At 49.7% G+C, this 24,533-nt stretch carries 22 protein-coding genes; 7 read left to right on the forward strand and 15 right to left on the reverse strand.

All coding sequences use genetic code 11. The features are described from left to right. Positions 1-9: 9 nt before the first annotated feature. From arsJ to ACY2RQ_RS09165, 3 genes are read right to left on the reverse strand one after another with little or no spacing between them, the layout of a single operon-like run. The gene (arsJ, locus tag ACY2RQ_RS09155; protein WP_490112661.1) at positions 10-1,221 is read right to left on the reverse strand and encodes an organoarsenical effux MFS transporter ArsJ; all 1,212 of its coding nucleotides are present in this window, start codon (positions 1,219-1,221) and stop codon (positions 10-12) included. Between the two features lie 2 nt (positions 1,222-1,223). After that, positions 1,224-2,225, reverse strand: a complete 1,002-nt coding sequence (locus tag ACY2RQ_RS09160) for an ArsJ-associated glyceraldehyde-3-phosphate dehydrogenase (protein WP_490112662.1) — start codon at positions 2,223-2,225, stop codon at positions 1,224-1,226. Between the two features lie 29 nt (positions 2,226-2,254). After that, positions 2,255-2,650 carry a metalloregulator ArsR/SmtB family transcription factor gene (locus ACY2RQ_RS09165; protein ID WP_490112663.1) on the reverse strand — a complete coding sequence of 132 codons (396 nt, stop codon included), beginning with the start codon at positions 2,648-2,650 and terminating at the stop codon, positions 2,255-2,257. Positions 2,651-2,829: 179 nt separating this feature from the next. Here ACY2RQ_RS09165 and ACY2RQ_RS09170 point away from each other — a divergent pair, with 179 nt between their 5' ends. Together ACY2RQ_RS09170 and ACY2RQ_RS09175 are read left to right on the forward strand one after the other, a co-directional pair. Next, positions 2,830-3,939 (forward strand): hypothetical protein, encoded by a 1,110-nt coding sequence (locus tag ACY2RQ_RS09170; RefSeq protein WP_490112664.1) that lies wholly within the window; start codon positions 2,830-2,832, stop codon positions 3,937-3,939. A 99-nt stretch (positions 3,940-4,038) separates the two neighbouring features. Beyond that, on the forward strand, positions 4,039-4,659 hold the full coding sequence (locus tag ACY2RQ_RS09175) for a LysE family translocator (RefSeq protein ID WP_490112665.1): 621 nt from the start codon (positions 4,039-4,041) through the stop codon (positions 4,657-4,659). A gap of 5 nt (positions 4,660-4,664) precedes the next feature. Here ACY2RQ_RS09175 and ACY2RQ_RS09180 read toward each other — a convergent pair whose 3' ends face one another. Next, on the reverse strand, positions 4,665-5,042 hold the full coding sequence (locus ACY2RQ_RS09180) for a hypothetical protein (protein ID WP_490112666.1): 378 nt from the start codon (positions 5,040-5,042) through the stop codon (positions 4,665-4,667). Positions 5,043-5,085: 43 nt separating this feature from the next. Further along, positions 5,086-5,229 carry a hypothetical protein gene (locus ACY2RQ_RS09185; protein ID WP_490112667.1) on the reverse strand — a complete coding sequence of 48 codons (144 nt, stop codon included), beginning with the start codon at positions 5,227-5,229 and terminating at the stop codon, positions 5,086-5,088. Between the two features lie 35 nt (positions 5,230-5,264). Between ACY2RQ_RS09185 and ACY2RQ_RS09190 the strand changes: the two genes are divergently transcribed. Then, positions 5,265-5,711, forward strand: a complete 447-nt coding sequence (locus ACY2RQ_RS09190) for a nucleotide triphosphate diphosphatase NUDT15 (protein WP_490112668.1) — start codon at positions 5,265-5,267, stop codon at positions 5,709-5,711. Positions 5,712-5,779: 68 nt separating this feature from the next. On the opposite strand, the gene ACY2RQ_RS09195 is transcribed toward ACY2RQ_RS09190, so the two are convergent. Genes ACY2RQ_RS09195 through ACY2RQ_RS09210 form a run of 4 tightly spaced genes read right to left on the reverse strand, consistent with a single transcriptional unit; the run spans position 5,780 to position 9,255 of the window. Next, the gene (locus ACY2RQ_RS09195; RefSeq protein WP_490112669.1) at positions 5,780-6,649 is read right to left on the reverse strand and encodes a lysophospholipid acyltransferase family protein; all 870 of its coding nucleotides are present in this window, start codon (positions 6,647-6,649) and stop codon (positions 5,780-5,782) included. 37 nt (positions 6,650-6,686) lie between these two features. Further along, entirely contained in the window at positions 6,687-8,129 is a 1,443-nt protein-coding gene (locus tag ACY2RQ_RS09200) for an AMP-binding protein (protein ID WP_490112670.1), read from the reverse strand. A gap of 1 nt (position 8,130) precedes the next feature. Then, positions 8,131-8,358 carry an acyl carrier protein gene (locus ACY2RQ_RS09205; protein ID WP_490112671.1) on the reverse strand — a complete coding sequence of 76 codons (228 nt, stop codon included), beginning with the start codon at positions 8,356-8,358 and terminating at the stop codon, positions 8,131-8,133. Between the two features lie 3 nt (positions 8,359-8,361). Continuing rightward, complete coding sequence (locus tag ACY2RQ_RS09210) at positions 8,362-9,255, reverse strand: lysophospholipid acyltransferase family protein (protein WP_490112672.1); 894 nt, start codon at positions 9,253-9,255, stop codon at positions 8,362-8,364. 600 nt (positions 9,256-9,855) lie between these two features. On the opposite strand from ACY2RQ_RS09210, the gene ACY2RQ_RS09215 reads away from it, so the two are divergent. Further along, positions 9,856-10,461, forward strand: a complete 606-nt coding sequence (locus ACY2RQ_RS09215) for a putative adhesin (protein ID WP_490112673.1) — start codon at positions 9,856-9,858, stop codon at positions 10,459-10,461. A 77-nt stretch (positions 10,462-10,538) separates the two neighbouring features. On the opposite strand, the gene ACY2RQ_RS09220 is transcribed toward ACY2RQ_RS09215, so the two are convergent. The 3 genes from ACY2RQ_RS09220 to ACY2RQ_RS09230 all read right to left on the reverse strand — a co-directional run bounded on the left by ACY2RQ_RS09220 (position 10,539) and on the right by ACY2RQ_RS09230 (position 13,388). Further along, positions 10,539-11,642 carry a hypothetical protein gene (locus tag ACY2RQ_RS09220; RefSeq protein ID WP_490112674.1) on the reverse strand — a complete coding sequence of 368 codons (1,104 nt, stop codon included), beginning with the start codon at positions 11,640-11,642 and terminating at the stop codon, positions 10,539-10,541. A gap of 261 nt (positions 11,643-11,903) precedes the next feature. Beyond that, positions 11,904-12,830, reverse strand: a complete 927-nt coding sequence (gene ylqF / locus ACY2RQ_RS09225) for a ribosome biogenesis GTPase YlqF (RefSeq protein ID WP_490112675.1) — start codon at positions 12,828-12,830, stop codon at positions 11,904-11,906. A 180-nt stretch (positions 12,831-13,010) separates the two neighbouring features. Continuing rightward, entirely contained in the window at positions 13,011-13,388 is a 378-nt protein-coding gene (locus ACY2RQ_RS09230; RefSeq protein ID WP_490112676.1) for a hypothetical protein, read from the reverse strand. Between the two features lie 437 nt (positions 13,389-13,825). Here ACY2RQ_RS09230 and ACY2RQ_RS09235 point away from each other — a divergent pair, with 437 nt between their 5' ends. Beyond that, positions 13,826-14,773: an integron integrase gene (locus ACY2RQ_RS09235; RefSeq protein WP_490112677.1), complete on the forward strand. Its 948-nt coding sequence runs from the start codon at positions 13,826-13,828 to the stop codon at positions 14,771-14,773. Positions 14,774-14,843: 70 nt separating this feature from the next. Here the strand turns inward: ACY2RQ_RS09235 and ACY2RQ_RS09240 are convergent, their stop codons facing one another. The 3 genes from ACY2RQ_RS09240 to ACY2RQ_RS09250 all read right to left on the reverse strand — a co-directional run bounded on the left by ACY2RQ_RS09240 (position 14,844) and on the right by ACY2RQ_RS09250 (position 20,716). Beyond that, complete coding sequence (locus ACY2RQ_RS09240) at positions 14,844-15,221, reverse strand: hypothetical protein (RefSeq protein ID WP_490112678.1); 378 nt, start codon at positions 15,219-15,221, stop codon at positions 14,844-14,846. Positions 15,222-15,330: 109 nt separating this feature from the next. Further along, the gene (leuS, locus tag ACY2RQ_RS09245) at positions 15,331-17,934 is read right to left on the reverse strand and encodes a leucine--tRNA ligase (protein WP_490112707.1); all 2,604 of its coding nucleotides are present in this window, start codon (positions 17,932-17,934) and stop codon (positions 15,331-15,333) included. 235 nt (positions 17,935-18,169) lie between these two features. Then, positions 18,170-20,716, reverse strand: a complete 2,547-nt coding sequence (locus ACY2RQ_RS09250) for a hypothetical protein (RefSeq protein WP_490112679.1) — start codon at positions 20,714-20,716, stop codon at positions 18,170-18,172. A gap of 1,043 nt (positions 20,717-21,759) precedes the next feature. On the opposite strand from ACY2RQ_RS09250, the gene ACY2RQ_RS09255 reads away from it, so the two are divergent. Continuing rightward, entirely contained in the window at positions 21,760-22,794 is a 1,035-nt protein-coding gene (locus ACY2RQ_RS09255; RefSeq protein WP_490112680.1) for an extracellular solute-binding protein, read from the forward strand. Next, on the forward strand, positions 22,794-24,479 hold the full coding sequence (locus tag ACY2RQ_RS09260) for an ABC transporter permease (RefSeq protein ID WP_490112681.1): 1,686 nt from the start codon (positions 22,794-22,796) through the stop codon (positions 24,477-24,479). Before ACY2RQ_RS09255 ends, ACY2RQ_RS09260 begins: the two co-directional genes overlap by 1 nt. The last annotated feature ends 54 nt before the right edge of the window (positions 24,480-24,533 follow it).

Below are 24,533 nucleotides of genomic sequence, written 5' to 3' on the forward strand. Positions count from 1 at the left end.
ACCGAAACTTCAATGGCGCTTGGGCAGTCGTACGGAGATGACTGCCGCAAGGGCGATAAACACCACAGACACCCACAGGCACAATACCAGCCCCGCCATTTGAAACAGCCACCCTGAAAGTACCGTTCCTATCAGCCGTCCCATGGCATTGGCCATATAGTAAAAGCCTACATCCAGCGATACGCCATCTTCCCGGGCATAGGCGACGATAAGGTAGGAATGCAGGGATGAGTTAATGGCAAACACCGCACCAAAAAACATCAACCCAACGACAATAACCGTCTGTGGATGCCAGCCAAGATGAACACCTGTGGCTACACAGGCCGTAATCAGAGCCAACCCGGCAGCCCAGAGCATAGCGGCCCCGCCACCGGGAACTTTGTTTTTACCGGCTCCGGTAATCCGGGGAGCGATAGTCTGAACTACACCGTAGCCGATTACCCACAGGGCAAGAAATCCCCCCACTTCAGCAGAACTCCAGCCAAAGGTCGTACCCAGATAGATTGGCAGCGCGATTACAAACCAGACATCTCTGGCCCCAAACAGAAACATACGGGCGGCGGACAACACATTGATCGGTCCGCTCTTGGAAAACATCTCCGTAAACCTGGCCTTGGTTTTTGCCCGGCCAATATCCTTGTTCAGGGATAGAAGGCTGAAAATAAAGACAACAATCAGGACTACGGCCATAGCCATCATGGCGTACTGGAAGCCAACTGTTCCCAATAGAAAGCCACCCACAAAAAAGCCAAATCCTTTCAGGGCATTTTTTGAACCGGTCAGCAGGGCAATCCATTTATAAAGAGTGCTCTGCCCGCCGTCTTTTACAAGCATTTTAATGGAGCTTTTCGCGCTCATCTTGTTCAGGTCTTTGGCAATGCCCGACAGCGCCTGGGCTGCCATTACCCAGGGAATGGTGAGCATACCGGAGGGAACCGCCAGCATGCACAGAGCTACGATCTGCATCCCCAGACCGATATTCATGGTTCTGTTCAACCCGATACGGGCACCAAGCCAGCCTCCGGTGAGGTTGGTAACAACACCAAAGAACTCGTAGAACAGGAACAGTGCCGCTACTTCCAGCGGAGAGTAACCCAGCTGATAGAAGTACAGCACCACCAGCATGCGCAGGGCACCATCGGTAATGGTGAAGTTCCAGTAATTAAACGTCACCAGAAGATATTGCCGGACGGACCTGTCCAGGGATGCAAGGGCTTTCATAGTCAGCTTTTGCCTGCTTTTACCGCCAGTTCCGCTATACGACAGGCATAACCCATTTCGTTATCGTACCAGGCATAGATTTTCACCATGCGCTTATCCACAACCATTGTGGATAAGGCATCAACGATGGAAGAGCGCTGGTCGCCTTTGTAATCAATGGAAACCAGGGGACGTTCTTCAAAACCGAGAATACCTTTCAGTTCCCCTTCGGCGGCTTCTTTCAGCAGGGCATTGACCTCTTCCACTGTGGTATCCCGGGCAACATCAAAAACCATATCGGTAATGGAAGCGTTGGCCAGGGGGATTCGGATTGCATGGCCATTCAGACGACCGGTCAGTTCCGGGAAAATCTGGGTAATAGCCTTGGCGGAACCGGTAGTGGTAGGAATCAGACTCATACCACAGGCCCGTGCCCGGCGCAGATCCTTATGGGGTGCGTCGAGAATAGTCTGGGTATTGGTGATGTCATGGACGGTGGTCATGGAGCCACGCTCAATACCCAGCTTCTCGTGAATCACTTTCACGACGGGGGCCAGGCAGTTTGTGGTGCAGGAGGCTGCGGTCACAATTGGGTGCTTGTCGGCTTCATACAGGTCATCATTTACGCCCATCACAATATTCAGAACAGAGTCGTCTTTCACTGGTGCGGAAACCACAACATGTTTTACCCCTTGAGCGAGGTATTTATCCAGATGCTCCCGGGTCTTGTGAATACCGGTGCATTCCATCACCAGATCACAGTCGGACCAGTCAACGGCATCAATCTCCTGCTCCTGGGTACAGGCAAGGGTTTTGCCATCAATAATAATGCTGTCGTCTGTGGATCTGACATCATGGGGCCAGGTGCCCTGTACAGAATCAAACTCAAGCAGATGAGCCAGTGTCGGCGCATCACCAGCCACATCGTTAATCCGGACAAACTCCAGCTCCGGCCAGTTAAAGGATGCCCGCAGGGTCAGCCGGCCGATGCGTCCAAAACCATTAATGCCTACTTTGATAGTCATAGTATTGCTCCATCGAATTCCGGCGCTGTTCAGCTGCCGGATACGTCTTTTGTTAAAGAGAGTTCTGTTAAAGAGAGTTCTGTTAAAGGGAGTGTTGCTAAAGAGGAAACGGACGTTGAGAGGCGGTCTGTATCTGACTGATAGGTTTCCTGCAGGCAGTTGGAACGGGCCAGCCCTTCAATAACTTTTCTGGCCCAGCCTGGAATATCGCCGGCAATGCTGTAGTACACCCACTGCCCTTTCCGCTCATCCCTGAATACCCCCAGGTTGCGCAGCAGGGCCAGATGCCGGGAAACCTTGGGCTGGGATTCTTCCAGTGCTTCGGTCAGGTTTCGCACGGTCAGGGAACCCTCTCTGGCAATAAGAAGCAGGCAGCGGAGGCGGGTTTCGTCGGCAAGTAACTTGAAGAACTGGTGGGGTAACATAATTGAATATATCTATATATGGATATGCATATGTTATTCGGAGTATGGAAAAAAGGGAAAGTATATCTTTACCTCAATGCCTGCGTGGTTTCTGTGGGGTTCACTGGTTGAATTGATGTGACTCCCCTGAGTGTCGATATATCAGGTCGATATACCAGGAAGTGTCAGGGAGGATAGTTATGAAGAATTTTTTACCCACAGCTTTTACTGTACTGGTGGCAGTCATCTGCCTGAACAGTTGGGCCGATATGAAGACCCTGGAGCGTGATGGCACCCAGGAAATTATGGCAAAGATCAGGGCAACCATGGAATCCAGCACGGCTCTGGAAGGAACGGCTCTGGAAGGAGGAATTACTCCCTGGGAATTCAGTTATGAGACAGAAGCCGGAACGAAGATTGTCTCTATGGAAAAGCCTGTGCCCCTGACGGTGCGCTCAGACGGGCAGGATATGAACATCAGCCTGTACCGGGTGGAGGTAAACAACGAGCCATCAATCCTGCTGCTGAATCAGCAGGATATGCTGCTTGGTTCCACTATTCACCGGGACGAGCGGCGAATACGGCTGCAGACCAGGCTTACTGGCAATACAGTTGTGCAAACGGAGATGGAGGAAGAAGCTCCGGGGGCAGAGAAAAGCCGGGTTATGGATAAAGAGCTTGTCAGTTCAGCGAAAATAGAATTTCCTGAGCAGAATCTTCCGGAAGAAGGCGATAGTCCCTTACCTCTGACCATTTATGTTTTCAGGCATAACGATGTTAAAGAATCTATCGCGGAACTGATTTACCAGCATTTTGGCTGGTGGGCTGAGCATATGCATATGGTAAATCAGCGCCATTATCAGCGAACAGGAAAACTTCTTTACAGCAAACTGGTAATAGATTTTTTACAGGATGAAGGAATACAGAGCTTTGCTTACCAAGGCAATCCTCCTGAAAAATTAAGAGTGCTGGCTGATACTATTCGGAGTTATCAGCAGGAAAACAATGTTTATGGAAAATCAAGTCATACAAAGTTTCTTCTGCTGACAGAACATATGATGACCTGGAATTATTATGGGTACGCTTATATTAATGGGCAGTATGGTATGTCTTCCGACAATGTCAGCCATGCGCCGGTTCATGAGATTGGTCATATGTTGAATGCCAGGCATGAGCAGGCAGATGTTTTCTTCAATAGATGGTGGTGTGAAAGTATTATGATGGGCACACATGAGATTGTAAGAACCAATTGCAGAAAGTATACGTATAAGAATATAGAGTTGATTGTTAACCACCTGAATGGCGAGTAAATATAGTTCAGGCATCTGTAATACAGGTGCCAGATTTTTAATAGATCGTGTAGACTCCGGAAAAAGTGAATTGTTAATTTATACCTTTCCGGTGTCTGCATGAGTTTTACCGTCCTTACTGTTTTTATTCCTACCTTTATTTTTGTCTCTCTTACACCGGGCATGTGCATGACACTTTCCATGACTCTTGGAATGACAATTGGCGTTCGCAGAACACTGTGGATGATGATCGGGGAATTAATAGCCGTAGGCAGTCAGGTTTCTCTGGTGTTGGTGGGGGGCGCTGCGGTGATGCTGGAGTATCCGGCGTTGTTTACCGCGTTCAAAACCATTGGTGGTATTTATCTGTTCTGGCTGGGCATTCAGCTCTGGCAATCAAAGGGCAAGATGGCCGTTCAGGATTTGAATCAGGAGCCTGGCAGTATCAGCCGAAAGGAGCTGGCCATACAAGGTTTTGTCACAGCTATTGCCAACCCTAAAGGCTGGGCATTCTTTATTTCCCTGTTACCGCCGTTTGTTAATCCTGACAGAGCCATGGCACCACAGATAGTGATTATGCTGTTCATCATTCTCTTTATCGAATTTCTCTCCTTGATCGCTTATGCCAGTGGCGGGAAAACCCTCAGGAGGTTCCTGCAGAAAAGCAACAATGTACGGGTATTGAACAGGGTTGCAGGAACACTGATGATGGGGGTTGGTGCCTGGCTTGCTTTAACCTGAATTATTTACAGGGTCGGCAAAGAACATGGGGCATGCTGCTCCTGGGACGCGGAATATTCTCCTGAACCATCACAGCCTTTTTCGACACAGTAATAATCCCACTCACCGTTATGGGCATCCCAGCGAGTCAGTTGCACAATAACTTTACAGTGAATCTCCATGCAATAGACTCTGGCTGTTGCTTTGGCCTGGTCTCCCGGGTACTTGTGAAGTAGTGTTCGGGACACTTGGCTCATATCGTCCCTGCACTCCTTATTCTGTGCGCACATTTGATCAAGTTTGTGTTCATCTCCAAAAGGTGAACATAAAACAAGCCCATAGGCTGGGCCATAATCCAGAAGAACCACAACCGGAAGTAGAAGGCGTAAGAATTGCTTTATCATGGGAAAACTCCTGACAGGCAGCTATCAAGGGTACAAGCCTAGTTCAAGAAATCACCCGGCCCATGTAAAAATGCTGACGTGCGCAATAGATGCTGCGGGCGAGGTTTACGGGGGCTGTTTGCAGAACCATTATGGATGCGCAGCGGGAGCACAGTGGCGGGCAGGCTTTGGTTTCTGGTTTATTCATAATCTGTCATCTGACAGATGGAGGGTATTATTGGTATGGTAATTGAAAACGCCCGCCCTGCCGTTGGTGTGGGGGTGATCATTGTCCGCGATGGGCTGGTGCTGCTGGGGCGGCGCAAAGGTTCCCACGGTGATGGCTGCTGGCAGTTTCCGGGAGGACACCTGGAATATGGTGAGTCCGTGGTGGAATGCGCACGCCGTGAACTGTTCGAGGAGACCGGGTTGATTCTTGAGCACGCCAGAACCGGGCCGTTTACCAATGATGTGTTTACTGAGACAGGTAAACATTACATCACTCTGTTTGTTATTGGTGAGGCACAGGCGGGTGAACCCATAGTTATGGAACCGGAGAAGTGCTGGGAATGGCAGTGGTTTGCCTGGGATAAGCTGCCTGAGCCGCTGTTCCTGCCGGTGATTAACCTTTTGAAATCCGGCTGCGCCCTTTTTTGGCGTGCCGACCTTGACTATGACGCTGGTATCTAAACTGACCCAGAAAACCGGCGCCCCGGTGGTGATCTTTTTTGCCGACCGCTTACCCAGGGGCAAAGGTTTTACCCCGTATGCCCTCCGGGTTGTTCAGTTTCGCGCGGACACCGTTTGAAGCGATTGTAAATCCAGAACCATTGGTCTGGCCACTGCCGGATCAGCCGTTCCATGTCTGAGACCATGTACCGGGTCAGGTATTCAATTTGCTGGGCTTTTTCCATATCGGAAAAGGCTTCGGCGAAATCGCCGGGTTGGTAAATTTTTTCGATTTTAATGACTTCGCCGGTCGGGGTGTTATGCACGCAGGCCATATAGAGCGGCTTGTTACAGATGATGGCGAGGGACGGAGCTGTGCTCGGTACTGTGGTTTGATAGTTGAGAAACGAGGTGGCCACCCCAGCATCGCGCAGGTCGCTGTGAATAAACACGTTCTCGCCCTGGCCAACGGCCTTAACAAGTTTGAGGAATACGCCGTCCCCTTTGGTGAAATAGGGAATACCAAGGTGGTTTAACAGGCGTACCCCGGCCATGTGCAGGGCGGGTTCCGAGTTGCCTTTGCCGATAATGGTGCGGACTTTCACGCCCTGTTGCTTGAGGGCATAGGCTGGCATGTCAGCTTTGCCCATGTGCACGGAGACGATGATCGCACCCTGGTTCTGGAAAGTTTCCAGCGGTTCGCATAAGTCCAGTTGGCAGGAAGACGAGGCAACGTCGTAAATGTTAAAAATATCCGCCACATTATTTTTGATGGCGGCGCGGGCGAGGCCGGGAAGGGTATCGGACTCGACGCCAGGCAAGGCCACCCGCATTGCTTTGACCACCTGCTCCAGTTTGGCACGAGTCACCAGGGGGGCGATGATGGCCAGCAATAGTTTGCGCACCGGCTTGGGGGTGGTTAACAGGTGCCAAAGAAAGCCGGCTAAAAATTTATCCATACCTATTTGCCTGTGTTGTTGCCCGTATTGCCGATGCTTACAGGTAGGGCTGCATTAAGGTTTTGCTATCAATCTTGTGGTTGGCATTAACCGGCAGCGCCGGCATCACCACGATTTCGCTGGGGATCATGTAGCTCGATACATAGCGTGCCAGAAAGTCCTTGACCGACTCAGCGGTGATCGATTCAGTCGGCGCTTCAACAAAGCTGATCAGCCGGGTGATCCGGCCCTGGCTTTCGATACCGCGGGTCACGTTGTTGTTAACACCGGGAATGCGTTGGATTACGCTGTCGATTTCATCCAGTTCGATCCGGTAGCCCTTGAACTTGACCAGATTATCCACCCGGCCGCTGAAAAACAGCAGGTCGTTTTCCTGGTAACCGATATCGCCGGTGGCGTAGGCGCGCTCGCCTTTTTCGTGCTGCCAAAACACTTCCGGTTTGGCGCCGTTTAAATAACCGGTGGATACGCAACGCCCGGCAATAGCAATTTCGCCGGCCGCATCGCCCCTGTCCGGGGCCTGATCCGACGGGCGGAAAAACAGCGTGTCGGTTGGCCGGCCGATGGGCAGGTTGTCCGGATAGTCGTTAAGCAAGTTTTCGGTGATTTTAACCGCGCAGACCGCGACAGTGGCTTCGGTGGGGCCGTAGGAATTGTAGACCGACAGGTTGGGAAAGCGGCTGTGTAAAAAAGCCACCAGTTTAGCAGGCAGTTTTTCACCGCAGAACAGTAGTTGCCTGAAGCTGGGCAATTGCTCGGCATTAAATCCCCGGTCCAGGAAAAACGGCCACAGGAACGAAGGCGTGGATACCCAGGTGCAACAGCCATATTGGGCATAGCGCTGCCGGAAAACGGCGGTGTTCTCGGTTATTTTTTCGTCCATCAATACCAGGGTGCCGCCGAACGCCAGTGCGCCGACCACGGCAAACAGTGATAGGTCGAAGCTCAATCGGGCCTGGTTCATAAAGCAGTTGTTGGGGCCGACGTCGAAGCTATCCCCCAGCCAGGGGGCGAAGCCGGCCAACGAGCGATAGGAAATTTGCACGCCCTTGGGCACCCCGGTACTGCCGGAAGTGAACAGGATATAGGCAGTGGGTTCTGCCGCATCGGCGGCCAGCGCCGCCGGGCCAAGATTGAAGCGGTCGATGGTGCCGGTGGAGGCATCAATAGACAGGCCCTGCCCCAACTGGGTTTTGATGTTGTCGACGCGGTTTTGCGGTTCGCCGCGATAAACGGGTACGTAAGGCAAGCCGGCGTTGATGCAGGCGAGAATGATCGCGATGGCCGATGCTTCATGGCGGCAATTGACCAGTACGGGCAGATAATCTCCGTCTGCGGCGGAGAGCAACGCGGCTGCATATTCGTTACTGCTGTCGCGGAGTGCAGCCCAGCTCAAGTCCTGGTCGCTGCCGGCGACGGCCAGTTTGTCCGGCTGGTGGTCGAGGTTGAGAAAACCGCGTTCAGTAAAAGAGAATCTCATCTTAGTTCTGGTTATGGCTATCGATCAGCGCGCAGATGGCGGTTAATGAATCCAGTTGTTCGATGTCGAGGTTAGCCGGGTCGATGGCGACCCCGAACTGCGCCTCCAGGCCCAGGATCAGCTCAACCGAACTGACGGAGTCGATCAGGCCCGATGAAATCAGTTTTTCATCGTCGGTGACGTCGCGGCGAATAATTGAGCGGATCAGCTCGCGGACTTGTTCCTTCATGCATTACTTCTCTTTTTTACTTTTGCTGTAAAAGGTTTTGCCATCAGCCTGGTGTTTAAAACGCCGGTGTGTCCACAGGTATTGATCCGGGCGCTTGCGAATAGCCTCCTCAATGAAAGCGTGGTATTGACGCATATCAGCGACATCATCACCGGAGGGGACATCAAGCGGCTTGCCAAAACAGACGACGTATTGCTCATTGTCCTCACGGTAAAAATAACTGGGGATGACGATGGCGTTAGTGCGCTTCGCCATCAGCGACAGGCCCATCACCGTACGGGCGGGTATGTCAAAGAAATCGACTAATTTCGCGCTTTTATCGCCCGAACTCTGGTCGGGCGCATACCATAGCAGGCCGCCCTTGCGCAGACAGCGCAGGTAGCCCCGTAAATTCTTGTGCGTGTAGCTGTTGGTGACCCATTTGCTGCGACCCTTGAGGATAATGTCGTCAAAGGCTTTATTGTTATGGGGCCTGTAGGTAATGTTTAGCGGGTACTCACGGGCGAAGATGATGCCGGCCAGGTCGAGGATGCTGAAATGCGCGCCAAGCAGAATGACGCCCCGCCCGCTGGCGACGGCTTCGTGGACATAGTGAAGGTTTTCGATACGCGCGGTTTGCTGGAGTTTGTCAATAGGGCGGTACCAATAGTGAATGGTTTCCAGATAGCCCAAAATAGTGGAATAGATGGATTCCCTGGCTACCGATAAGGCTTTTTCTTGGGAATATTCAGGGAAGCACCGGGTGAGATTGGTGACGGCAATCTGGTGGCGGCTTTTTAGCAGGGTTTTCCCATGGTTGGCCAAAAAACGCGCTAACTTTTGCTTCCAGCTATAAGGTAGGGAAGCCAGCAGGAAAAGAACCGAGTTAAGCGCCAGTTTGGTGAGAGTATATTTCAATCTCCATTACCTTATGTGTATTGGCTCCATATCAGGAAACGCATGTGGGTAGAGCTTGCGGGGGATCGCTATCTTACCGTCAGGCCATGCGTGAAAACAAGTGGGGAATAGTTTGCTGGTGCACACAGTGCACAGACCCTTGAGTGATTATTTGCCCAGAGCACCGGCATAAATAACTTGGTAGTGGGTCAGATGTGTGTTTTGGCATAAATATCCACCCTGAATTCCACCTTGTTGATCAGTAACCCAATGATGATGTCGTGCATTCTGGCAGCGATAGCGTTGAATACCACGGCGGTTGAAGCCGCATTTCCCAATGTTTGTAATGTTGCAGCTTAAGTAGCATCGTACCAGCGTGTTCCCGCTGTAATCAGGAGAAAGGAAGTAACAACTGCAGCTGACTTCTGTAAGGCATATCATGCGCTATATGATTGGGATGAACGTTTAATTTTCTATCCGTATTAGCCCTGAAACACACATTTGACCCACTACCCTTGCATACTTGATGTCGTGAATCATCAACCACGGATGGGTACTGGAGTCTATGGGCTGAGTAACTATACTGGCGTAGCAAAGTCATGTGTTTATGGAGTAGCTGCCATGGGTAACAAGCTTACCATTGGAGAGCAATTTTATTTGTGGTATTCATGTGAACATTGTGGAGAGCTAACGATTTCAGCTCATGGTTGTAAGGAAAAAGACAAGAGTTTTACTGTTCCTGAATGGGCAAGACTTGTCTTTTATGGGCCGGATGGGTACACATTAATCACAGATGACGATGGTACAGGAGGAGGGTTATTTAATAGAAACCGACTGACTAAACTTACACCATACGAAATTTATGAACCGGGAACCAACTGCCCTGATTATTTTCTTGGCAAATTTCAAGGCTATCACAATAATACCTCATCAATACAAATGCTTCTGAGAATACCCACCAAAACGGCCGAAACCTATGAAACCATTTCTGCTATGGCTGGAGGTGAAAACCGGGACATTGTGACTGTCCGCAATAGATTTTTAATAGAAAATACACCAACATTGGAAGGTTTTTTGAGCGCCATGCATAATCAGGGTCTTTCGGCTGATTACAGTGAGATTCATTGTGGCTTCTGCCGATCTGATGGCAGTGGTCGGGAGCATCGCCCTTATTCAAATTTTGCAACAACTATTCATGGCAATGGTGCGACTTTTCGTGTGTTTTAATGATTACTACGAAGATTACTGCGAAGTTTTGATTTATATCATCTAGTGATCGGTCAGTAAGCTCCGGTGAATGAATGTTACTGTTTATGTGCTGGTGAAACTCTGGTCACCCCAATCAGAAGTTCACCGTTTGGTTGCTTGAATTTATTAAAATCTTCCATATTCACAATGTTCTCTGTGTGCAATAGCTGATGAGATGAAAACGTACTAGCTGCTACTTTGGGTGATGTTATGGAATGAATATTTCTTTTCCCCCTTGGTTTTACTTTGGTATTCATCAAGAAAGCGATAATGTGAAAATCTATAGGGCCTGCTTCAGGCAATGAGACAGCCAGAATCGAACGTACTTTTTTATTTCTTTTTTGAAGGGTGCAGTGGTGCGTAATATGCGTGTTACCAGTGCAAAATGTTCTTGGTCTTCTTTGTGATGGCTGAGAAAAATAACTCCTGTCTAACGCTATTACCTGATGATTGTTATTCGAGCGATATAGCAAGTCAAATAATCTGGTTTTAATATAATCCTGAAAATCACCAGAGCGGTCAGCCAATAGACCTTGAATATCCTGAGGTGGGAAAAGGTCGGTGATGATATCCTCATTCCATGTATATGCTGCTTCAGTAAATCCAGAGCTGACTTCGGAATATTCTTCCTGATTTGATAAGCGTCTTTTTATTTGCCTCCAATAAGTTCTTAGCTTTGAAAGCTTATCTTTATTATTGATGCGGGAAGATAAGAATTCTGTAAATCGGGCAGATAACTCCTTCACATGTTCTTTCAGTTGTTGAGGCAGGTGAGGTGAATAGCCGGTGGTTTCTGATATTACAAGAGGACAGTCGTCTGCTCCCCAGTCTTCTTTTATGGCTTCATCAAAATATTCAGCTATATGTTTTGATAAAGTACTTCTTTTCTTTATAGAGTTATCATCATCACCATCAAATTCCTCTGTATCAGCTATGTATGCAGCTAAGATTTCATCAGGAAAGGTTCCATCTGTATCAGGTTGTGTTCCATCCTTTTTTGCCTGTGCACTCGCATATTCTCGAACAGCCTTGTTGTACCAGTCAAAGAATACAAAAAGAGGAACGACATCAGCGTGCAGATGCAGTGACAGTAACAAGAGTACCGTGAATGAAGATAACTGACCAAATATTCTTTGAGATAAAAGCTTCAGGTCTTTCACGGAGAAGTTCCTTAGCATTTGTATCCCATGAAAGTAGTTGAAATTGTTTATTTTGCCCTGCTCCATCTTTAAGGCTATTTCCTGTTTAAGGCTATTTTCTGACATTTAACGATTGCGAACATGGTGGCAGACCTCTGTGCGGGACCATACATGTTCCGTACAGAGGACAGAGAGAAAGTGGTTAGCACATATAACAAGGTGGGTTAGGTGGGGGGATCATATTCCCGGTAAAGCACCGGGAATATAAAAGCGTTTGTGGAACTATCTTCTGTTTCTTTTCTTTCTGTTGGCGTCCTGTTCCTTCTTGTTGGCTTCCTGTTCGGCTTTAAAGGCCGCAAGTTCGATTTTCTGCTGTTCAATCATGGCAGGAGTTTCCAGGGTAATGCGCCCGAGTGCACCACTGCGGTAATCGTTTAACAGTATCTCTGAGACTTTATGGGTGTCGGCAAAACCGCCTTTACGCATGCAGCCCCTTCGACGACCGATTTCATCAAAAACCTCAATGGACGAACCAGGGATCTCCTTCATCTGGTAACGTTTGAGTAATAATTCCGGATGGGCCTCCATCAGGTATTCCGCCAGGAACATGCCCACATCTTCAAACTCCAGTACCGTATTCTTGATGGCACCGGTCACGGCCAGACGATAGCCGCACTCTTCCGGCTCCAGCTTGGGCCAGAGGAATCCGGGAGTGTCGTACAGAACAATATTATTAGACAGTTTGATGCGCTGCCGGGTTTTGGTCACCGCTGGCTCATTACCGGTTTTGGCAATTATCCGGTTGGCGAGGTTATTGATTGTGGTGGATTTCCCCACATTGGGAATACCCAGAATCAGCGCCCGCAGGGGCGTACCTTCAAAATTACGGTGGGGTAGCAGGGTCGGGCAGATATTCAGCAGTTCACGTACTTTCTGGGATTCATGCTGATCCATGGGAATAGCCATGATGCCCTGTTCTTTTTCCAGGCTTTGCTGCCACTGCCGGGTGAGTACCGGGTCCGCGAGATCGGCCTTGTTCAGGATTTTGATGCAGGGCTTGTCTCCCCGCAGGGAGGGCACCAGGGGATTTTCGCTGCTGAAAGGGATGCGGGCATCCAGTACTTCGATAATAAGATCAACCTGAGGCATTGCCTCCCTGATTTCTTTACGGGCTTTGTGCATGTGCCCGGGATACCAGTTAATCGCCATACCAGGATTTCCCTGAAAAACTCTTATTGTAACGGGATGGACAGCAGCTGTCTGTTCTGGTGCTGTTTAGTGACGGCCGCAGGCGGAGTGGATGAGTCGGCAGTTTTTCAGATAACAGCCATCCTGCCAGAACCCGCATGATGCCGGTTACGGGAAATCTGGCAGCCAGCAGGAATTTATTTACCCAGGATGTTGTTCATCCTGTGCGACATTTCCCTCTGTTATTTCTGTGGCTTCTTTTTCCTGTTCCAGTTTCATTTTTTCTTCTTTTGCCAGTCGGGCCTTTTCACCAAGGCTGATTTGTCCGCTGACACCCGAAGGGATTTCATTAATTACACCACCGGCTTGAATAAACTCATTAATTTGCTCCGAAATGGAGTGGCTTGTTTCTTTCGCCGGTGGGCCTTCCTGCTTAAGGCTGATAGTGTACTCATTCTTTTTAGGCATAGAGGCACCCGTATATTCAAGGTGGGGCAGGAAGTATAGGCCAGCCTGTAAGAACTGCTTACCTCTGTTTGTAACCGCTGTTAATGTTTTGTTTTCATTCTCTTTATTCAATTAGAGGCGGTGGGGCTATGATCTTCGATCCTCTTTGATTACTGAGTACGATGGTTCAATTTTGGAGCCGAAGCTGCTCTGTAATTCCCCCCCGTTCAGTTATATATAATGTTTCTCCTGTTTATAAAAAAATAGACGCAAAAAGTATTCCTGCCCCTGCCCCTGGATGAAAGTTACAGGACAGTGGAATAAACTCTACATTAACTTCTTCCGTGTTCAGGCAGGTCCGCTGAAAATCGACGGGGTTGAGCTGAATTGAAAACGCGTTTCGCTAGGTTTTGTTTATGATCTGCTGCGAAGTGCATCTCCCGTTGTGTTGCAGAGGCCGATCATTCCCTGTTCTCCGGACAGAGCATTTCACTGAATAATTATTTCTGAATCTGGAAAATCCCTTCTCCCAAACTATGTTACCTGTAGCGTAAAAGAAGGCTTTGCCAATGCGTCTTCAAGAGCAGTTCCAGGTTGCCATTCGTACGGCCAATTACTCCTATTCTACCGAGAAAGCCTACTGGCACTGGGTCAGGCAGTTTATTTTTTTCCATAACAAGCGCCACCCTTCGGAAATGGTGGGCAGTGATGTCAGCCGGTTTCTTTCTCATGTGGTTACTAAGCGTCATGTGTCTATCAGTACCCAGAAGCAGGCTTTAAGCGCGCTGGTTTTCCTCTACAAAAATGTCCTCGGGAAGGAAGAATTTGTTGTTGATGACTGGGCACGCTCAAAGCGGCCAAAGAAACTACCGGTGGTTTTTTCAAAGCAGGAAGCCGAGCGGGCATTGAGCCATCTGACGGGGTACTCACTGCTGGTGGCTCTGCTTATGTACGGTTCCGGGCTGCGGCTTATGGAAGCCGTGCGGTTAAGGGTGAAAGATGTGGATTTTGGTCGCAAAGAGCTGACCGTTAGACAGGGTAAAGGCGGTAAAGACAGGGTTACCGTGCTGCCGGAGAAAATTATTTCTTTGATGGAAAACCAGATCGATGAGTCCCGCAAGCTTCATGACGAAGCTCTGGTGCGGGGTATCTGTTTTGTTCATATGCCGGACGCCCTGGCTACAAAATATCCCAATGCCGGAAAAGAACTGGGCTGGCAGTATGTATTTGCCAGTAATCAGGTAACCCGCGATCCCCGCACCGGTGAACTGGGACGGCATCATTTGAATGAACGCAATATCCAGCGGGCGGTCAAGATTGCAATAGGAAAGGCCGGTATCCATAAACAGGCCAGCTGCCATACATTCCGACACAGTTTTGCCACCCATATGCTGGAGAGTGGTTACGATATTCGTACGGTGCAGGAGCTGCTGGGCCATGCCAATGTCAACACAACCATGATTTATACCCATGTTTTAAATCGAGGAAGCCGTGGTGTGAGAAGTCCCCTGGACTAAAAGGCTTTCGACCAGTTATTTCCAGAATTTCAGTTTTTCGGCCCTGTGGGCAGGGAGATCCACAGAACGGTCAAACCAGAATTTCAGAGAGCGGAAGTCTACGGTTATATTCAGGTCCTGGTCGAAAGCAACCCGAAAGCGATTGCTCAAGGCTCCTTTCGCAGTTTCTATCACGCAGGCGGAATCGAAGCATCCTACCTATAGGTACGACATCGGTTACTCCCTGTTTGTGCAGATAGCTTGCGAGACTTTCGGTGATAACATCTTCATCAGCCTTTGGAGGAACAGTGAATTTTTTAAAAGCGTTGTCTGCCCTCTTGAGCAACAGGCGATAGTATTGACTTTTTTTCATAACGGAGCGCAACTCTGGCAGTGTTTGACCATCCTCATTCCAGTTCACATCAATAATGTGGACGTTATTCTCGTCCAGCAGATTCTGAATAGTCATGATTTGTTCGGCGCTGACTTTTTCAAATTCATCCGCAAAGAAGTAAAAGCGGGGGAATAAAACAGTGCCGGCATAGCCAGCACTGTTAGAGCAAGGCAGGAACTAAAGGTTAGTTTGCAACAATGTTGACAAGCTTACCGGGCACAACAATCACCTTGCGAATGGTCTTGCCGTCGGTGAATTTCTGCACATTGACATCGGCCTTGGCAAGCTCTTCCATCTGGTCTTTGGAAGCATCAGCGGGTACATCCAGCTTTGCACGTACCTTACCGTTTACCTGCACAACCAGGGTGATGGCTTCCTTAACCAGTGCGGAACTATCCACTTTCGGCCAGCCTGCATTCATGACAGGATCTGTATGACCCAGCTCTTTCCAGATAACGTGGCCGGTGTGGGGTACAATGGGTGCCAGTAGCAGGGTTGCGGCTTCCAGTGCTTCACGTTCTACCGCACGGCCCTGTTCAGACTCGCTATTTGAAGAACCGCTGAACTTGCTGATGGCGTTGGTCAGTTCCATGATGGCGGCAATAGCGGTGTTAAAGGTCAGGCGCTTATCGCAGTCATCGGAAACCTTGGCGATGGTTTCGTGGGTCTTGCGGCGCAGAGCCTTCTGGCCATCGTTCAAGGCATTGACATCCAGGGCGCTGATTTTAAGAGCAGGCTCACCACCGGCCACATGAGCCGCTACCATCTTCCAGAACCTGCGCAGGAAGCGGTTAGCACCTTCCACACCAGAATCTGACCATTCCAGGGTCTGTGTGGGCGGAGAAGCGAACATGGTGTACAGACGCACTGTGTCAGCACCGTACTGGTCGATCAGCTCCTGGGGATCAATACCGTTGTTCTTGGACTTGGACATCTTGCCCATACCGGCATGAACGACGGGGGTATTGGAGTCTTTCAGGAACCACTCGACCTTGCCATCAACAGCCCGCTTCTCAACATCACCGGGAGCGACATAATGCTTCACATCCTTCTCATCAAGGGTGTAGTTGATTTCAGCCAGAACCATGCCCTGGCACAGCAGGCGCTTGAAGGGCTCGTCGCTGTCTACCAGACCAGCGTCGCGCAGCAGCTTGTGGAAGAAACGGGAGTAAAGCAGGTGCATAACCGCATGCTCAATACCACCGATATACTGGTCTACCGGCAGCCAGTAGTTGGCGGCTTTCGGGTCGAGCATAGCTTCGTCATTACCGGTGCAGCAGTAACGGGCGTAGTACCAGCTGGACTCCATAAAGGTGTCGAAAGTGTCGGTTTCCCGGGTGGCGGGCTGACCGTTATGGGTCACCTGGCACCACTCTTTGTCAGCCTTGATGGGGGACTGAACACCGTCCATTTCCACATCTTCCGGCAGGCGCACCGGCAGGTCTTCCGGGGGAACAGGTACTTCGGTACCGTTTTCAAGGTAGCGCATGGGAATTGGCGCGCCCCAGTAACGCTGACGGGATACGCCCCAGTCACGGAGGCGGTAGTTCACCTGTTTTTCGCCCTTACCGTCGGCCATCAACTTATCGGCGATAGCATTGAAAGCTTTCTGAAAATCAAGCCTGTCAAATTCGCCTGAATTGACCAGAATACCTTTTCCGGTAAAGGCCGCTTCGTTCAGGTCGCAGGCTTCATCACCGGCAGGCTTGATCACCTGTTTGATGTTCAGGCCGTAGGTTTTGGCAAACTCGTAATCCCGCTGGTCGTGGCCGGGAACAGACATAACCGCGCCTGTACCGTAGTCCATCAGTACAAAATTGGCAGCCCAGACAGGGACTTCTTCACCGGTGATCGGATGGATAGCCTTCAGGCCGGTATCCACGCCTTTCTTCTCCATGGTGGCCATATCGGCCTCGGAGGTGGTGTTGCTCTTACACTCATCGATAAAGGCGGCAAGGGCGGCATTGTTCTGGGCCGCTTCTTTACACAGGGGGTGCTCGGCGGCCAGGGCCACATAGGTTACGCCCATAACGGTATCGGGGCGGGTGGTGTAGATTTGGAATTCGTCGTCGGAGCCAGAAACCTTAAAGGTCATCTGCACACCTTCGGAACGGCCGATCCAGTTGCGCTGCATGGCCTTTACCTGATCGGGCCATTCATCAAGTTGGTCCAGGTCAGCCAGCAGTTCGTCAGCGTAGTCGGTGATTTTGATAAACCACTGGGCCAGCTGCTTACGCTCAACGATGGTGTCGCAGCGCCAGCACTTGCCGTCTTCCACCTGCTCGTTGGCCAGTACCGTCTGATCATTGGGGCACCAGTTTACGGCGCTCATCTTTTTGTAGACCAGACCCTTTTCGTACAGTTTGGTAAAGAACCACTGTTCCCATTTGTAGTATTCCGGGGTGCAGGTGGCCAGCTCACGGTTCCAGTCGTAGCCGAAGCCCAGCTTCTTCAGCTGGCCTTTCATGTAGTCGATGTTCTGGTAGGTCCAGGGAGCGGGAGCGGTTTTGTTCTTAATAGCCGCATTTTCTGCCGGCAGGCCAAACGCATCCCAGCCCATGGGCTGCAGAACGTTCTTGCCCTGCATACGCTGGTAGCGGGATACAACGTCGCCGATGGTGTAGTTGCGGACATGACCCATATGGAGCTTGCCGCTGGGGTAGGGGAACATGGACAGGCAGTAGTACTTCTCTTTGCCTTCCTGTTCGGTGACAGCAAAGCTGTCATTTTCTTCCCAGAATTTCTGGGCCTCTTCTTCAATTTTATGAGGGTAGTAATGCTCTTCCATCATTGCTCAGGATGCCTGTGGCCCGACGCGGCGGGCGGGCGGTTGCCGAAAAACCCGATAGCATACAACAGGCCGTCGTATTGGAGTAGGTGAAGCCCCGTTTGTTTCGGAAAAAACGACGCTCAGGATAGAAAGGTCAGCTGCGTCGTAAGAAAAAACTGTGAGCGAAGGTTTGTCAAATACTATCAGACTGCTGCGTATAATCTCGTTATACGCAGGCAGGCTGTTTTCCGTATTAGTTTCTTTTTATTTCTGTTGTCGAGTGAATTCGGGGGGGTAACGGAGGCGGCGAAACTCCGTCGAAGTTGTGTTGATGATTACATTCTTCCTTGCTCATAACGGCTTCGGCAGGCAGGGGAGGCAGGTTAGATAATCTTCTGTGTGCCTGATGCTTCTGCTGTAGCCAAGGGGGAACTGCATCCAGGTCTTCGTAATCAGACAAGGGGCTTTGTGTTGATGTATCTAGAGCCTTATAGAGATTGAACTCTGCTGTACTTGAGGTAGGGGGAGGGGAACTGAATGGACTGGTTTGCCATGTCAGATCCGCAGAATATTGCTCTCTTCCTGTTGTCTTGAACCCCGTCTGGAACTGTTGATGTCTTTGATCTTGATCTTGATCTTGACCTTGAGCTTGTTCGAGCTGTGATTGAAGGTTCAATAGCTGAAGCTGTGCTTCCAGCGCAACTTTCTGTATTTGTGCCTTTTGGGCCTGCAGGGTGGCAACAGTTAATTGTTTATGTAAATTGCTCACTTCATCTTCGTTTGTTGGTGATGTAGATGTGGAGAAATGATGTGTTGAGCTTGAGCGTGACCCTGAGCGGGACGAATGGTGAGAGTGTGGTAACAAGCCTGGAAAGTGGGAGGGGGGGGAATAAGCGTATGGGGTTTTTGAGGAACCCGTTGCCATAAATAAATCTGTTTGTGGTGAATTGTTCGCGAGTATCCTGGGAGATACGGTCAGGCTGTTTCCTGTTGATCCAATACCACTGTCCAGTGGTGATGGATGGTCTTCATGGCTCAACGTTCTGGCCATGGAAAATGTAGACATGGGCATGGATGTAGCTCTATTCCTCTTTTTGGAGGCCGCATCAAATGATGTGCTGGAGTGGCTTCGCGCGCCTTTACCTCCTACAGACACCGGCCCTTGAGAAAAGGAGTTGTTTCTGCTGCTATTAGCACTTTGTTGTCCGCTGGATGATAAGGTGCTGTTTTTTGAAGCTCTTCCATTTGGAGGGTCCGTAAATTCTTCCATGTTTATATAATCAGATTCATCAGTGTTTTGAGTGTCGATGTGCAGCCGTTCGGGAGTTTTACCGTGTTGATCTGGTATATAAGACGGTGAGAACTCATAGTTTTTTATTGCGTCTTTAAATTGTTTGGCTGAGGCGTGTGTTTCTACAGGCGGAGCAGCAGGAACAGAAGGAACAGCAGGAGGGAATAGTGAGAGAGCAGCGGCATGTTGGAAAAACTGTGGTTCCTCAATGATAAATGGAGATGGTTGCTCTTCCTGCTCTGGGGCAATGGTGACATATTCCGATCCAGGGCGTATAGACTTTGGTCTCGTTTGCCTACGGAGGAAAGGGCGAGGCCGTTGGTAATGGGAGGGAATGTCAACGGGGTCCATTCTATCGGGAAGACGTGTCAGGGGGCTGGCTGCGTCAGTTGTCTCACTACTCAATGGTGATGGATAGTATTCCATGGCAGGAGGGCTAAGAGGCCCAAGATCTGATGGAACAATGTCATATGTAATCAACGTTCCATCAGCTTTTATCAGCTGAACATATTTTTTGATTTTCGGGTTGTTAAGGGTGTAATGACCAACCATGAGAGTCAGGGGGGCGGAGATTGGTTTACGCTCCTGCAGATCAAGGGAAGAGTCTATTCTTCTGAGGCCTTTTGAAGTTTCAGGTTCAACCATATCCAGACAGTAGGCTGTGATTATACCGCTGCTTGTTGTATACATCCTTCTACCACTTGTAGCCTTTGGAACGGAATCCTGTTCTTTCTCGGAGGCCTTAATGAACCTCCGTGATTTGTCTGCGAAGAACTGATAAATGGGGTATGGAGTAGAGCATTTGTCGAAGACGGGATGGGATCCATTTGTCTTTAGAGGCTCTATTGGGGCGTGCATATGTCCCGCAACTTGGGTATCCCCCCCCTGGTATTCCCTGAAAAACAGGTCAGGCACTGTTGGAGCCAGTTCAGAGGCCTGACACTGGTGTTCGCTGTGTGTGTGGAAGAACGACCGTTGCATGCCACTGTTTGCCGTATAGGATACAAAAGAATGAAAGCGCCCCTCCTCCAGCATGCGGGCAACACTGCCTTCGGGAAAAGACAGAGCGTCGTAATTCATACGTGGTACGAGAGGATAAAGGGTTATACGGTCGGGTACTGCTGCCAGGGAATCCGGAATATTCTCAGATTTTTCTGTGACTTCTACACACCAAAGGTATTCCGGCTCGAAAAAAACATTGTTGATTCTCTGTTGAGCAAATTCTTGTCCGGATCGTGCTAATGGGGTAAAGAATGATGTTTCTGCACCTTTCTTTGTGGATATTCGCAGGAGCCTGGCTTTAATCGTTGGATTTGTGCTGTTGGAGGCATTTTCCAGAAGTATTTCCCTGCTGGTTTTAAAGACAGGCACGCGCTTCAGGCCTGAGAACTTTTTCCCGGCCTCAACAGTCTGGAGCAATGATATGGAAAGGGTGTCAAAATATTCATCCGTTACAGGTGTTTCAGTGTGATGAAGGTTGAAGTGCTTGGGTTTAATGCGGATTTCCATCTCAATGGAATCCTGTGATGGGGTGATATTTGTCAGTGAATACCTATGGGTCGCATCCATAACGGGATTGCCAGGTTCCAGAGTTAACCGGCAGGTATATTCATCGGCAATCATGTCATTCGGATTTGTGGATGCACTGGTTATATCAAGAGAACCTATGGTCAGTTTGCGGTTATCCAGTTCAGGAATAATAACTCTATGGCCAGTGGCTTTGGGGTTTTCTGAAGGGTTTACAATTTTTTTCAGTACAAGGTCTTCCAACAGTGAAGGGAGATAATAGAGTGGGTTTTTTTCACTTGAGGTATCAATAAACTCGTAATCGGGGACGTCTCCCGCTTCATTATCCACTGTCTGTGGCAGAAGGTGAGAATAATCAGACTCCTTATCATCCTGAGCCTGATCTCCAGGTTTATTGTATTTCCTGAATTTATAATTTACGAAATGAAATATCTTCCCCGTTCTATCTATAAACATCTGGGTTCCCCGTCCCAGAATACCTGTAAATGGAACACTTTCATGGGCCAGAAACAACTGGCTGTATTCCTCTCCTGGAATAAATACCCGTGTGATAGATGGGTTCTGACTATATACGGCAGGATACTGAAAGTTCTGCTCTCGGTTTTTACGTGCTTTTACCTGCAGGCGATCAAATCGCACGCCTGCCTGCAGAGATTCCGGAAAAGTCAGGGTAAAAAAAAATATTAATAGGGCGGGAGCTGCCAGTAATTTCAGAGCATAACAAAAGGATTCAGGTCTCACACTCATAAGCAGTTTCCTATAGTTCAATTCCCTAGCTGGCTTCCTGCAGTTAATAACTCCATGTTATTCAATTAATTTTTTATATGGCTAAAGTCACATAACAAAAGAACAGAATTGCCCCGCCATTCTTTTCTTTGTCAGCAGGGCATGTTGTTTATAGGGGGAATACTAAAAAAAGCAAATTCAATCGGCCTATGTGTAAAGAGAACCCTTCAGTATTGAAAATATAAATGAGAACAATTAACATTTGCAAAATTCTAATACTCTGTACTAGGGGGATGGAGATGCAAGCAAAACTGATAGCCTGGATTGCGGGCATAGTGGTGGCTTCTGCTGCCGCAATCGTTACTGCGGAACAAAAAAACGCTGAAACTCAGGCAGCCCCTAAAGAGCTGGTTGTGTACTCTGCCCGTAAAGAGCACTTGATTAAGCCCCTGTTCGACCTCTACACAGAAAAAACCGGTACTAAAGTACGCTATATCACCGATAAGGCCGGTCCTCTGCTGACCCGCCTGGAAACCGAAGGTGCCAACAGCCCCGCAGACCTGCTGATTACCGTTGATGCCGGTAACCTGTGGCAGGCCAGCAAGAAAGGCGTTCTGCAGCCGGTAGAATCCAAGATTCTGGAACAGAATATTCCTGCCCATCTGCGTTCTGAAAATGGTGACTGGGTTGGTCTCTCTGTACGTGCCCGCACCCTGGTGTATGCCCCTGACCGTATCAAAGAGGGTGAGCTGAAGGGTTATGAAGATCTGGCCAATGAGAACTGGAAAGGCCGTCTCTGCCTGCGTACTTCCAAGAAGGTATACAACCAGTCCCTGGTCGCCACCATGGTTGAGCGCCTGGGTGAAGACAAGACCGAGCAGGTTCTCAAGGGCTGGGTTGATAATCTTGCCGCTCCCGTATTCAGCAACGATACCAAAGCCATGAAAGCGGTTGCTGCCGGTATCTGTGACGTAACTGTAGTGAACACCTACTACTTTGGTCGTTTACAGAAAAAAGATCCGAACATCGACCTGAAACTGTTCTGGGCGAATCAGGACGGTTCCGGTGTACACGTTAACGTTTCCGGCGCTGGCGTTACCAAATACGCGAAAAACAAGGCGGAAGCCGTTGCCTTCCTGGAGTGGATGAGTACTGAAGAAGCCCAGCGCATTATCGCCGACAGTAATATGGAATACCCCGCTAACGATTCTGTGAAGCCTTCCGGCCTGGTGGCTGACTGGGGTGAGTTTGAAGCCGACCAGCTGAATGTTTCCGTAGCCGGAGAGAAGCAGACAGCGGCTATCCAGATTATGGATCGAGTTCACTATAACTGATGTTAACCAGTACGAAATTACGCCCGGCTAATCAGCCGGGCGTTTCTGCTTTCCATGGCCGGCAGGGTTTTCTGAAAGGAAAACTGCCGGCTTTTGTCGCTATGGCGGTGGTGACTGCCCTTGTCGCTTTGGTGCTGCTGCCTATAGGTGCGCTGCTATTGAGCTGGCAGGATATCCAGGTGGATATCTGGCGGCATATGTACGAAACACAGCTGCCACAGCTGCTTTCCAATACCTTTGTTTTACTGTTTGGTGTTGCCGTGGGGGTTGCTGTTCTGGGAACAGCTCTGGCGGCGATTATTTCCCTTTATGAATTCCCCGGGCGTCGCTGGCTGGAATGGGCTTTGATGTTGCCCTTTGCTGTTCCCGCTTATGTTATGGCGTTTGTTTACCTGGGTATTTTTGATTTCAGTGGTCCGCTGCAAAGCTGGCTCCGCAATAATGTCGATGGTTTTACCTGGGTGGATATTCGTTCCCCCATCGGTGTTATCGCAGTTCTGGTACTGGTGTTTTATCCCTACGTTTATATGCTGGCCCGTGTTGCCTTTCAGGGACAGGGACGCTCTCTTTATGAAGCTTCACGGTTGCTGGGTCTGAATGCACGGCAGAGCTTTTTCCGGGTGACTCTGCCGGTGGCGCGCCCTGCCATTATTGGCGGAACAGTACTTGCGGTTATGGAAACCCTGGCGGACTTCGGCACGGTTTCGGTTTTCAATTACGACACTTTTACCACCGCTATTTATAAAGCCTGGTTTGGCTTCTTTAATTTGCAGGCCGCTGCCCAGCTGGCCTCTGTTCTGCTGGTCTTTATTGTGGTGGTCATGGTGCTGGAGCAGGTTTTAAAAGGCCGTGTTCAGGTGGCCCAGAATGAACGACAGCGCCCCATGCCCCGGCAGCAGCTGAAAGGAAAGTCGGCCTGGCTGACATCTGGTTTCTGCACACTGATTTTTGTTCTGGCTTTTCTTCTGCCTGTTATTCAGTTGTTAACCTGGGTTGTTACAGATGCCTGGCAGGATTTTGATGCCCGTTATGGCGCTTTGATTCTCCATACCCTGACTCTGGCTGGCTTTGCCGCCCTGGCTACGGTGGCAGCTGCTATGCTGCTGGTGCTTTCCCGCAGGTTCCAGCCCGGCAGCTTTACCCTGGGGGCTGAGAAAATAGGCAGCCTGGGTTATGCCATGCCCGGCTCGCTGCTGGCTGTGGCGGTGATGATGTTGTTTGCGTTTCTCGACAATAACCTTGTAGCTCCGGTCCAGCAGCGGCTGGGATGGCAGGTTCAGCCTTTGCTGCTGGGCAGTGTGCTGGCGTTGGTGCTGGCTTATCTGATCCGCTTCCTGGCGGTGGCGTTAAAGCCTGTCACTGCGGCATTTGACCGGGTGCGCCCAGCCATGCACGAAGCGGCCCGTACTCTTGGCCATGGGCCTGTGTCCGTCGCCCGCAGGATTTATCTTCCTCTGGTAACCCCCGGCCTGTTGACTGCACTGCTTCTTGTTTTTGTTGATGTTATTAAGGAGATGCCTGCTACTTTGCTGATGCGTCCGTTTGGCTGGGACACCCTGGCTGTGAGGATTCATGAAATGACAGCGGAGGGAGAGTGGGAGAGAGCTGCGCTGCCTGCAATTACTTTAATTGTCGTGGGGTTAATTCCGGTTATTCTTCTTGTTCAGCGATCCCGTATTAAGTAGGTGTATATACTTGTGCCCGGTGCATCAATTCAACTTGTGTTAATTTTGTTTATT

Source organism: Parendozoicomonas sp. 209JJ7-1 (assembly GCF_058147085.1).